This window comes from Oceanimonas pelagia, from assembly GCF_030849025.1.
GTDB lineage: Bacteria > Pseudomonadota > Gammaproteobacteria > Enterobacterales > Aeromonadaceae > Oceanimonas > Oceanimonas pelagia.
Genome location: NZ_CP118224.1, coordinates 113,300 through 124,888, shown reverse-complemented (window position 1 = coordinate 124,888; position 11,589 = coordinate 113,300). Strand labels below are relative to the sequence as shown.

General features: G+C 61.2%; 11 protein-coding genes. 3 read left to right on the top strand and 8 right to left on the bottom strand.

The features are described 5' to 3' along the window. The first annotated feature begins 135 nt into the window (after positions 1 to 135). From PU634_RS00580 to PU634_RS00570, 3 genes are all read left to right on the top strand, one after another. The gene (locus tag PU634_RS00580; protein ID WP_306762150.1) at positions 136 to 885 is read left to right on the top strand and encodes a gamma-glutamyl-gamma-aminobutyrate hydrolase family protein; all 750 of its coding nucleotides are present in this window, start codon (positions 136 to 138) and stop codon (positions 883 to 885) included. 155 nt (positions 886 to 1,040) lie between these two features. Beyond that, positions 1,041 to 2,402, top strand: coding sequence for an aspartate aminotransferase family protein (locus tag PU634_RS00575; protein ID WP_306762149.1), 1,362 nt, complete (start codon positions 1,041 to 1,043; stop codon positions 2,400 to 2,402). A gap of 10 nt (positions 2,403 to 2,412) precedes the next feature. Then, on the top strand, positions 2,413 to 3,906 hold the full coding sequence (locus PU634_RS00570; RefSeq protein ID WP_306762148.1) for an aldehyde dehydrogenase: 1,494 nt from the start codon (positions 2,413 to 2,415) through the stop codon (positions 3,904 to 3,906). A 107-nt stretch (positions 3,907 to 4,013) separates the two neighbouring features. Here the strand turns inward: PU634_RS00570 and PU634_RS00565 are convergent, their stop codons facing one another. The 8 genes from PU634_RS00565 to PU634_RS00530 form a co-directional block, all read right to left on the bottom strand. Further along, the gene (locus PU634_RS00565; RefSeq protein WP_306762147.1) at positions 4,014 to 4,553 is read right to left on the bottom strand and encodes a response regulator transcription factor; all 540 of its coding nucleotides are present in this window, start codon (positions 4,551 to 4,553) and stop codon (positions 4,014 to 4,016) included. Continuing rightward, positions 4,517 to 4,780: a hypothetical protein gene (locus PU634_RS00560; RefSeq protein WP_306762146.1), complete on the bottom strand. Its 264-nt coding sequence runs from the start codon at positions 4,778 to 4,780 to the stop codon at positions 4,517 to 4,519. The genes PU634_RS00565 and PU634_RS00560 overlap by 37 nt, the downstream gene beginning before the upstream one ends. A gap of 85 nt (positions 4,781 to 4,865) precedes the next feature. Continuing rightward, positions 4,866 to 5,972 (bottom strand): histone deacetylase-like amidohydrolase, encoded by a 1,107-nt coding sequence (locus PU634_RS00555; protein ID WP_306762145.1) that lies wholly within the window; start codon positions 5,970 to 5,972, stop codon positions 4,866 to 4,868. Between the two features lie 20 nt (positions 5,973 to 5,992). After that, positions 5,993 to 7,432: a Na+/H+ antiporter NhaC family protein gene (locus tag PU634_RS00550; RefSeq protein WP_306762144.1), complete on the bottom strand. Its 1,440-nt coding sequence runs from the start codon at positions 7,430 to 7,432 to the stop codon at positions 5,993 to 5,995. 175 nt (positions 7,433 to 7,607) lie between these two features. Then, complete coding sequence (locus tag PU634_RS00545; RefSeq protein WP_306762143.1) at positions 7,608 to 8,186, bottom strand: cupin domain-containing protein; 579 nt, start codon at positions 8,184 to 8,186, stop codon at positions 7,608 to 7,610. Positions 8,187 to 8,268: 82 nt separating this feature from the next. Continuing rightward, positions 8,269 to 9,267, bottom strand: a complete 999-nt coding sequence (locus PU634_RS00540) for an ArsA family ATPase (RefSeq protein WP_306762142.1) — start codon at positions 9,265 to 9,267, stop codon at positions 8,269 to 8,271. A gap of 110 nt (positions 9,268 to 9,377) precedes the next feature. Continuing rightward, on the bottom strand, positions 9,378 to 9,650 hold the full coding sequence (locus tag PU634_RS00535) for a cory-CC-star protein (RefSeq protein WP_107852307.1): 273 nt from the start codon (positions 9,648 to 9,650) through the stop codon (positions 9,378 to 9,380). Further along, the gene (locus tag PU634_RS00530) at positions 9,647 to 11,329 is read right to left on the bottom strand and encodes a carbon starvation CstA family protein (RefSeq protein ID WP_306762141.1); all 1,683 of its coding nucleotides are present in this window, start codon (positions 11,327 to 11,329) and stop codon (positions 9,647 to 9,649) included. The genes PU634_RS00535 and PU634_RS00530 overlap by 4 nt, the downstream gene beginning before the upstream one ends. Positions 11,330 to 11,589: the final 260 nt, after the last annotated feature.

The window sequence follows — 11,589 nt, the reverse complement described above, 5'->3', positions numbered from 1 at the left end:
AATGTTCGCTTTTAAAGCCGTCATTCACTGGATTTTGTGTGATTGCCGTGCTTCCATGCCGCTATGGATTCGGCACACAGGGCCGTTAAATATATAAACCACATGGTTTGAGCAGGTGACACAATGGAAAGAATAATGCACAAGCCTCTGATCGGCGTGACCGCCTGTCAGCGACAGATTGAAGGGCATCATTGCCATATGGTGGTGAACAAGTACGTGGACGCCCTGCGCCACTCCGCCAACGTGGAGGTGGTGGTGCTACCGGCCCTGGCCGAAGGTCTGAATGAAGGGATCCTTGAGCGCCTCGACGGTCTCTGCCTCACCGGCAGCTACAGCAATGTGGATCCGCGTCATTACGCCGCCGATCAGGATCACCCCGACTGCCGGCTGGATCCGGATCGGGACGGATCCGCACTGTCGCTGATCCGGGCCGCCCGTCGGCTCAAGCTGCCGCTGCTCGGCATTTGCCGCGGTCTGCAGGAAATGAACGTGGCCTGGGGCGGCAGCCTGCGCCAGCCACTGCAGGCGCTGCCCGGCCTGATGGATCACCGCGAGCCGGACACTGGCGGGGTGAACTCTCATTACGAACCGGCCCACGCCCTCAGCCTGAACCCGGACGGCATGCTGTACCGGCTGACCGGCGAGCTGAACTTCGAGGTGAACTCGCTGCACCAGCAGGGCATCGACCGCCTGGGCGAGGGCCTGCTGGCCGAGGCGCTGGCGCCGGACGGCCTGGTGGAAGCCATCAGCGACCCCACCCTGCCCTTTGCCCTGGGCGTGCAGTGGCACCCGGAATGGCGCACCGATGAACATCCGCTCTACGCCGCCATCTTTACCGCCTTTGGCACCGCCTGCGCCCACTACCGGGACACCATCAAGGCTTAAAAAGGCTCATTCAAACAAGAGGGGATAGGCCGTTGCCGAAGCCAACCGTCGATGGCAGGGATGCCATCGTCGAGCATACATGGAAGTACTTGCTGCGTGTTGGTGTGGCAATGGTCTGTACCCGAGATAGTCACATGAAGAAAAAGGACACCATCATGCATCAGTACAACACTCAAGAATTGCGCCAGCAGGACGGCCAGCACCACCTGCACCCCTTTACCGACACCAGGGAGCTGGGCAGCAACAGCCGCATCATCACCGGCGCCGAGGGCATCTATATTCACGATTCGGAAGGCAACCGCATTCTCGATGCCATGGCCGGCCTGTGGTGCGTGAACCTGGGCTATGGCCGCCAGGAGCTGGTGGAGGCCGCCACCGCCCAGATGACCGAGTTGCCCTACTACAACAACTTCTTCAAGACCGCCCATCCGCCGGCGATCAAACTGGCCAAAAAGCTCACCGAGCTGGCCCCGGAGCACATCAATCATGTGTTCTTTACCGGCTCCGGCTCCGAGTCCAACGACACGGTCGTGCGCATGGTGCGCCGCTACTGGCAGCTCAAGGGCCAGCCGGAAAAAACCGTGATCATAGGCCGGCGCAACGGCTACCACGGATCCACCGTGGCCGGCGCCAGCCTGGGCGGCATGGCCCCCATGCACGAGCAGGGCGGCCCCATGCTGCCAGACGTGGAGCACATCGCCCAACCCTACTGGTTTGGCGAAGGCCGGGAAATGAGCCCGGAAGAGTTCGGCCTGCTGGCGGCGCGCTCCCTGGAGCAGAAAATCAAGGAGCTGGGGGTGAACCGGGTGGCGGCCTTTATCGCCGAGCCGGTGCAGGGTGCCGGCGGCGTGATCATTCCGCCCGAGAGCTACTGGCCCGAAATTCAGCGCATCTGCGACCACTACGGCATTCTGCTGATCGCCGACGAGGTGATCTGCGGCTTTGGCCGGCTGGGGCAGTGGTTTGGCAGCCAGCACTTCAATATCAAGCCCGATCTGATGCCCGTCGCCAAGGGCCTGTCTTCCGGCTACCTGCCCATCGGCGGCGTGCTGGTGGGAGACCGGGTGGCCGACACCCTGATCGAGCAGGGCGGCGAGTTCTACCACGGCTTTACCTACTCCGGTCACCCGGCCTGCGCTGCCGTGGCCCTGCGCAACCTGGAGCTGATGGAAGAAGAGAATGTACTGGAGCATGTGCGTGAAGAAGCCGCGCCCTACTTTGCCGAGCGCTGGGCCAGCCTGGCGGATCACCCGCTGGTGGGCGAGACCCGCAGCCTGGGGCTGCTGGGCGCGCTTGAGCTGGTGGCCGACAAGACCACCCTGGCCCGCTTTGAGCCAGGCATCGGCGGCCGTTGCCGGGACAACTGTTTTAACACCGGCATAGTAATGCGCTCCGTGGGCGAAACCATGGTGGTGTCGCCGCCCCTGGTGATCACCAGGGCCGAAATTGACGAGCTGGTGCGTCTGGCCCGGGAAAGCCTGGACGCCACCGCCCGCCAGCTGGGCATCATGGACTGAGGAGGCCACCATGGCACAACACCCCCTTGCCCACTGGCAAGCCCTGAGTGAAGGACTGCGGCCCGAGGGCCGCGCCTTTATCAATGGCCGCTACTGCGACGCCCTGTCCGGCGAACGCTTTGCCAGCTTTAACCCGGCCACCGGCGCCCAACTGGCCGAGGTGGCCAGTTGCGACGAGCAGGACGCCAGCCTGGCGGTGGCCCACGCGCGCACCGCCCTGCCCCACTGGGCCGGACTGGCCCCGGCGGAGCGCAAACAGGTATTGCTGCGCTTTGCCGAACGGGTCGAAAGCCACGCCGAGGAGCTGGCGCTGCTGGAAACCCTGGACATGGGCAAACCCATCGCCAACAGCCTGAATGTGGATCTGCCGGCGGCGGTGCGCTGCCTGCGCTGGAACGCCGAAGCCATCGACAAGGTGTATGGCGAAATCGCCCCCACCGCCGCCAGCAGCCTGGGGCTGGTCACCCGGGAACCGCTGGGGGTGGTGGCCGCCATCGTGCCCTGGAACTTTCCGCTGATGATGGCCTGCTGGAAAATCGCCCCGGCGCTGGCCGCCGGCAATACGGTGATTTTAAAGCCGTCGGAAAAGTCACCCTTAAGCGCCCTGCGGCTGGCGGCCCTGGCCCATGAGGCCGGCCTGCCCGCCGGCGTGCTGCAGGTGCTGCCCGGCTACGGCCATACCGTGGGCAAGGCCCTGGCGCTGCACATGGACGTTAACGCCCTGGCCTTTACCGGCTCTACCGGCGTGGGCAAGCTGCTTATCCAGTATGCGGGCGAGTCCAATATGAAGCGTACCTTTATGGAGTGCGGCGGCAAGAGCGCCAATATCGTGTTTGCCGACGCCGGCAACCTGGAGCATGTGGCGCAGCAGGCGGCCCAGGCCATTTTCTACAACCAGGGCGAGGTGTGCATCGCCGGCTCCCGGCTGCTGGTGGAAAACAGTATTAAAGATGAACTGGTGGAGCGCCTTGTGCACCAGGCCGCCGCCTGGCAACCCGGCAACCCCCTGGATCCGGCCAGCCCCATGGGCGCCATTGTGGATGCCACCCAGCTCGACGGCATTGCCGGCCATGTGGCGGCGGCGCTGAAACAGGGGGCGCGCCTGCGTACCGGCGGCGAGCCGGTAAGCATCAATGGCGGCCTGTATTTTGCCCCCACGGTGTTTGATAACGTCACCAACAACATGGCCCTGGCGCGGGAAGAAGTATTCGGCCCGGTGCTGGCGGTGATCGGCTTTGACAGCGCCGACGAAGCGGTGGCCATCGCCAACGACTCCCCCTACGGCCTGGCGGCGGCGGTCTGGACCCAAAACCTCGACCGCGCCCTGACCACGGCCCGGCGACTGGAGGCGGGCCAGGTGTTCGTCAACAACTACGCCGGCGGCGACATGACGGTGCCCTTTGGCGGTTACAAGCAGTCCGGCAACGGCCGCGACAAGTCACTGCACTCCCTGGCCGAATACAGCCAGCTGAAAACCACCTGGATTGAGTTTGGGACGGGGTGATTAGCCCTGGAGCGCGGGCCGCCCGCCCGCAATTTGCCGCAATGCGGCAACACTTGCCAGACATCAAAGGGCGCTACAGCAGCGCCCTTTTTCTGTTTTCCCCTGCCTTACTCCACTCCCAACTGACGCAGAAACAGCTGAAACAGTTCGGCCTGGCTGTTGATGGCAAGCTTGCCGTAAATATTCTTGCGGTGATTTTTCACCGTGCCCGGACTGATGCACAGCAGCTCGGCAATGGCCGGGGCACTGTGTCCCTGCAAAAACAGCCGTGCCACCTGCTGCTCGCGCTCGCTCAGGCGCTCATCAATAAACTCCTCGGAGCCCGCCCTATCGTCATTGATCGCAGACTGCCAGTGATGCTTTTCCAGCAGCGCCTGCAACAAGGGAAACAGATAAGCCATTTTGTCGCTCAGCAGGCAACCATCAGGGTGCGGCGGAGGCTGATAAAAGCCAAAGGAAAAAGCCAGGGTGGTATTCGTGTTGGATGAGAAAAAACACATCAGCTCGTCATGCAGGCCCAGTCCGGTGTAGTAGGTCAGAAAATACTCACTGCGCCGGAATTCCGAGGGAGCTATGTCATCCAGACGAAATACGCCGGTAGTCGGGTGGCTCAGCCAGTGCTGGTAAAATGGATCGAGCTGATACATGCCGGCACAGTAAGGGTTTTCGTTTCCTGACGGTGGTTCAGATTGTGCAACAGTATTTCGGGGCTGCGCCGGCGGTGAAACCGGCATAACACCAGATCGATACCGGCAAAGTAACTTTCCAGGCAAGCCTGAAGCTCGTGCAAAAACTCTCTGCCGTCAAGGGCTGAAAGCAGCTGCGCCAGGGGTTCAAGAGAAGTGGGTGCAATATCCTTTTGCATGAACGCCATGTTCACCGATCAATAAAACGGTGAATAAAATGTAACACTCAAAAAAGACCATGACCAGTTTTTGCGCTGGTTCAGGGCCGGATCATCAGGCGTGAATATCCTTCAGCAAGGGCACAAGACTTTCGAGCAGTGCCGCCTGATGAGGCTGCAACTCCTGCTGGCCCCAGCGGGCAATATCATCTCCCGCCGGATCGGGCACGTGAATATCGCTTCGACTCAGGGTTTCGATCACCCGGTGGCCGCAAAAAGGCACATATCCCTCCGAATAGCCTCCTTCATGCACCATCACCAACCGGCCCCGGCACAGTCGGTCGGCGGCGATCATCACCTTCTCGGTCAGCCGACCAAAGGCATCGGCATTAAGCAACATGCAGCCGAGCGGATCCATGGCGCCGGCATCAAAGCCACAGGCCACCACGATCAGTTCCGGCTTGAAACGATCCAGTGCCGGGATCACCAGTTGATCCATGGCCGCCAAGTAGGTGCCGATCCCGGATCCGGCCGGCAGCGGCACATTGAGGTTATAGCCGAAACCGGCCCCTCGGCCTCGCTCGTCCGCGCTGCCCGAGCCGATGGGATAGTTGTTGTCGTGATGCAGTGAAATGGTCAGCACCTCTGCATCCTCATAAAACGCCTGCTGAGTGCCGTTACCATGGTGCACGTCCCAGTCGATCACCGCCACCCGGCGCACCAGGCCCCGCGCCTGTGCCGACCGAATGGCGATGGGTATATTACCCAGCAGGCAAAATCCCATTCCCCTGTCCGCTTCGGCATGATGGCCGGGAGGGCGCGACAGACAGTAGCCGTTATCGACTTCGCCGTTGAGCACCGCCGCCACCGTGGCCATGGCCAGCCCCGCCGAGCGGCAGGCAATGGGAAAGGCATCCTGACGAAAGGGCGCATACTGGCCGGCATCACCGAAACCCCGCTCACTCATGGCGCTGAGCTCATCGATATAACGCTCGGTATGAAAACGTAACAAATCTTCCCTCGTTGCCGGCTCGGCATGTACCGGAGTCAGCTGCTCCAGCAGGCCGCTCACCGCCAGCAGGTTGCGCAGCCGGCGCTTGGTTTCCGGGTGTTCGGCGGCCACGGCGGGCTGCACAAAGCCACCGGGGCGGTCAAATACCGAACAGGGGCCGGCATCGTGCCACAGGCAGTGTTCGTGAAAGGCGAATCCGGTTCGTTTCATTGTGCTCTCCTTGTTCAAAATCAGGTCAGCAGCCACAGCAACACAGTGGTGACGGCGGCGGCAATCAGGGTATAGGGCAGCTGGCTAAGGGCATGCTGCATCGGGCTGATGCCACAGCCTCTGGCGGAGATCACGGTGGAGTCGCCAAAGAAGCAGGCATGGCTGCCAAAGGCACCTGCCGACACCACGGCCCCCAGAGTCAGCGCCATGTTGGCATCCAGGGCCTGAGCCAAGGGGATCATGATGGGAAAGGCGATGGCATAAACGCCCCAGAAAGAGCCGGTGGCAAAGGTCAGCCCGGCCAGTACCAGAAAGCTGAGCGCCGGCAGCCACTGGGCGTTCATGTAGGGGGTAATGGTATCGATAAGATAAGGCGCCAGCCCCAGCTTCTCGTTCACCGCCTGCAGCACGAAGGCTGTAAACACGATGCCAAGGGGCAGCAGCATGGTGGCCATGCCCTGAATGATTTCATCAAACAGCCGAGGCAGACTGGCCAGCCCCTGCAGCCGGTACAGCACCAGCGACACCACCAGGGCACAGCCCACACCCATCAGGGCATCGATGTCGAAATACCAGGTGGCCAGCAGCAGGGTCAGCACCGGCAACATAAAGTTCACCAGCCGCGGCGGCTGCCGATGACCCGGCTCGTCCTGTTCGGTAACCTCACTGTTGCCCTCAAGGCAGTCCCGCTCCGCCTGTTTCATGCTGCCAAGCAGCGGTATCACGCCAAAGGCCACCAGGGGGACCAGCAGCAGCGCCACCCAGGGGTACACCAGATAGGGCAACAGGCTCAGGTAATAATTGAACCCTTCCCCTTCAGGCACCAGGCCGTTAACTTCAATCAGGCCAGCGAGATAAATCCCCCAGGTGGAAAACGGGATCAGCAGGCACACCGGCGCCGAGGTGGAATCCACCACATAGGCCAGCATGTCCCGGGAGATTTTCAGCTTGTCCGACAGCTTGCGCATGGCGGTACTGACGGTCAGGGCGTTGAGGTAGTCATCAATAAAAATGACAATGCCCAGCAGCCAGCTGGCCATCAGGGCATGGGAGCGACGTTTGACGTATTTGCCCAGGCTGTCGCTGAAGGCCAGGGTGGCACCGGAAAACTGCAGCAGTGCAATCAGACTGCCGAGCAGGCCGCACACCAGGATCAGCCAGCCCATAATGGGCCCCTGCATCACCTCCAGGGTGCTGGCCACAAAGTTGTGCAGTGTGCGCTCCGGTTCAACCAGCGCAAAGCCGGCAAGGGCGCCCGCCAACAGTGGCTCCAGCGTGCGCCGGGTAAGCAGCGCCAGCCCCAGCACCACTAGCGTCGGCACCAGGGCAAAGAGCCCGAACTCGCCTTCGGTATTGCCCGTACCAAGCATCACCACCAGCAGAAACAGAGCGGTTAATATTGCCAACCGAATCCAGCCGACAGGCAGTTTCTCCACCCGGGGGGTCAGTATTTTCTCCATCGCTTCTTCCTCGTCTGTCCATTGACGCTTCATCATAAAAGGGGACGGAAAGAGGCAGACATGTCCCTTCAGGGACATTTGGTGTGATATAGATCACATGATTGGTCAGCTGTTAACCAGCAGCGTTGAATCAGGTGAATTAAGAATGGCGAGGGCTGGCTGCCCTCGCTGAGGTTCAAAAATGCTTGGCCGGCGTCGAGCAGCTGACGATGCGGCAGGGCTTATCGCTGTTATTGCGAAAGCGGTGAGGCTGGGTGGTGGAGAAGTAGTAGCTGTCGCCTTCCTTCAGCAGCCGGTGCTGGGCACCTATGGTGATTTCAATTTCCCCTTCGATCACCACGCCGGCTTCCTCGCCGTGATAGGCCATCATGTCGTGGCCGGTGTCCACGCCGGGAGGGTAGGTTTCCACAATAAAGGACATGGCCCGGTTTTTTCGGTTATAGCCCACCAGTTTCAGGGACAGGTTGCCACTGCCCACGTCCTGCAGCTCGTCGGGGCTGAAAAAGATCTGATCGGTGTTTTCCAGATCCAGAGTAAAGAACTCCCCCACCGTCATGGGAATGCCATCCAGAATCTTCTTCAGGGAGCTCACCGACGGACTGACCTTGCCCTGCTCAATCAGCGACAGGCTGGAGTGGGTCACGCCGGTGCGTTTGGCCAGCTCCCGCTGGGAAATATTGCGCATCAGGCGCACCGCCTTGAGGCGGGTGCCCACATCGTTGGTGTCGTCGCCGCCCTGCTTCGCCGTTGTCATGTTGCTCCGTTAATCAAAAAGAAAACCCTCGGGCAAATTCTACCCAATGGCAAAACAGGCTGTAAATTCAATTCCGTACCGCTCAGAGTCCGGCTCGCTCCAGCCGGGTGGCCATGTCGCTCAGTCCATCGAGGCCCTGAATATCCGTGGGCTGCAGATACAGCGGATAACGGGACAAATCGGCAAACAGCCGTGCAATCTCGGCCAGATGCGTTTTTTCCTGTTCCCGCCGCTGCGCCAGAAAGGTGCCGTCGGCTTCATCGGGCAGAATGCGGTTCACCACCAGGCCGGCCAGGGGCAGTTTTTCTTGCTGCAAGGCGGTTACCGCCCGCCCGGTTTCCAGTATCGGCAGTTTTTCGGGGGTCAGCACAAACAGCAGCGCGGTCTGCTCACCGTCGGTCAGCAGCCGGCGGGTGCGCTGAAACAGCCGCTGGCGCGCCAGCAGGGTGTCGGTAATGGATTTGGTGCGTTCGTCCATGCCGGCGGTTTCGTGGGCCCGCGGATCGCCAAAGGGGCTGTCCACGTCCTTGCCCGGGGTCAGGTGGTCCAGCACTTGCCCCAGTTTTTCCGAACGCTGGTTGCTTTTCAGCATCCCTTGCGTCCAGGCGGCCATGGCCTCGGGCAGGCTGAGCAGACGCAGAGTGTGGCCGGTGGGTGCGGTGTCGAAAATCACCAGGTCATGGGTCTGCATCCCTTCTTCCATCACCCGGGCCATGCGTTCCAGCAACGCCGCCTCCTGAGCCCCCGGTGACTGGCGGGTAAGGCGCATCTGCCGCTCCACCTCGCCGTACATCTCGGGCCGGGTAAAGCGCTTGAGCTGGGCCAGCACCCGGGCCAGGTGCTGCTCCACCTCGTGATCCGGATCCAGCTCCAGGCCGTCTAGGTTGGGGGCCAGCCGGGTAATGGTATCGCCGATCTCCCGGTCAAAGGCGTCGGCCAGGCTGTGGGCGGGGTCGGTGGATACCAGCAGGCAGCGCTTGCCCCGGCGGGCCGCCAGCAGCGCCAGCGACGACGACACAGTCGTCTTGCCCACGCCGCCCTTGCCCCCCACCAGCAGCACGCGCTTGTCGGTCAGTAACATGTAATCTCTCCAGACAGTAAGGCCGGCATTGAAGCCGGCCCCGGTGTGCGAAATGTTGGGATTCGCTTCGCTCATCACCAACCTACGCAGCACATCAAAAGACAACTCAATCAGCAGCAGCGGAAGTGATCCAGCGGCGAGTGCTCCATGCCCATGCGCTTGTGCCAATCGTGAAACCGCTCCAGCAGCAGGGGCTGCAGCTCCAGGGTGTAATAGGAGGCCGGGTTCGGCACCCCCATCATTTCCGAGAACACCAGCAGCATAAAGAGGTCATCCTCTTCGCGCCGGGCCCGGGCAATGGCCGCCCGGTAGGGCGCGTTATACACCTCTTCCGCATAACGGCTGGCCCGGTTTATCCAGGCCAGCACCCGCTTGATCTTCACGACTGGTCTCCGGCCTGCTCGGCCTTGCCGCTGCGCAGTTTGGTCAGGGTGGCGCCGCATTCCAGCGCTACCAGAATGGCCGCGCCCAGCACCACCAGATCCAGCGCAAACAGGAACCAGTTGGCCTGATCGTAAAAGCCCTTGAGCTGGATCAGCAGCGCCAGCACCGTCATCACCAGCAGGAACAGCAGGGGGATCAGGGTCACCAGCATGGGCCGGCCCAGACGCGCCAGCATCACGGTGATCACCAGCAGGGTCAGACCCGCCAGCAGCTGGTTGGTGGTGCCGAACAGCGGCCAGATCAGCAGGCCGCCGGAGCCGTCACCGCCGGAGCCAAAGGCCAGCAACAGGCATGAACCCACCGCCAGCAGGGTGGCCGGAGCCGCCTTCTGCATCCAGTTGATTTTGTAGATAACGCCCCATTCCTGAAAGATGTAGCGCTGCAGCCGCAGGCCGGTATCCATGGTGGTGCCGGCAAACAGCACCGCCATCACGGTGAGAATGGTCTGGGACAACTCAATATCAAAGCCCAGACCGTTGCTCAGAATATTGGCGCCGCCCTGCACAAAGGCGGCCACACCGCCCTGACCAAAGCCGCTGTAAATGGCCTGCCAGTCGGCCAGGGTCGCAAAGCCGGCGGTGGCGGCAATAATGGCGGCCAGCGCCAGACAGCCTTCACCTATGGCACCGAAATAGCCCACAAAGCGCAGATCGGTTTCCTTGTCGAGCTGCTTGGAAGTGGTGCCGGATGACACCAGACCGTGAAAGCCGGAGATGGCGCCACAGGCAATGGTGACAAACAGCAAGGGCACCAGCGAGGGCGTGCCTTCCGGCACATTGTCGTTAAAGGCCGGCGCCACCACATCCGGGGCCGAGAGCAGCACGGCGCCGTAGAGCAGGCCCAGACCCACAAACAGCTGCAGGCCATTGATGTAGTCCCGGGGCTGCAGCAGCATCCACACCGGCAGCAGCGAGGCTATGGCGGCGTAGACAAACAGCAAAATGATCCACTGGGCCTTGTCGGTCAGCCCCATAAACAGCTCGGGCAGTGCCAGCGGCATGGAAGGGCCGGCCCAGATCAGGGCGTAAAGGGCGATCACCCCCACCACGGACACGGTGAGCAGGCCAATCATCTTGCGGTAAATCAGCTGGCCGATGATCAGTGCCACCACAATGGCGCCCCACACCGGCACCACCGAGGTCTGGAACTGGGTGAGCAGGCCGGCGATCACCACGGCGAACACCGCGTTCACCATCAGCAGCACCAGGAAGATGACAATCATGAAAATGCTGCGGGCGCGCTTGCCCACCACATCGCCGGTGAGGGCCCCCACCGATTTGGCCTTGTTACGGTTACTGGCCCAGATGGCCCCTGCATCGTGCACACCAGCAAAGAAGATGGTGCCGAACACCACCCACAAAAAGGCCGGCACCCAGCCCCAGATCACCGCGATGGCCGGCCCCACTATGGGGGCGGCCCCGGCTACCGAGGTAAAGTGGTGACCCCAGAGCACAAACTTGTTGGTGGGCACATAATCCACCCCGTCTTCAAATTCATGAGCCGGTGTGCGAAAACCGGGGTCCAGCCGGAATATTTTTTCGGCCACGAATTTTGAATACACAAAATAGCCGAGCGCCATGGCACCCAGCCCGATCAGCATCAGGAATATGGCATTCATTTACCTGCTCTCCCGTAAAGAGTTGTTTTTATCATTGTTGGCATTTCCGGTATCGTCAAACCGGGGCCTGAACGGCCCCAATAAAAAGGAAAAGCCATGAAGAATCAATACGGTAACAACAAATTCAAATGACACTCAAAAGAGCTGAAATCATGAAAAACCGAGCCGACGCAATCACTCAACAATATTAACCACAGTGTGACGCGCCAGCAGTTAATGCCACTATAAAAAGAGCAAAAACAAGAGCAATGCACACCGCC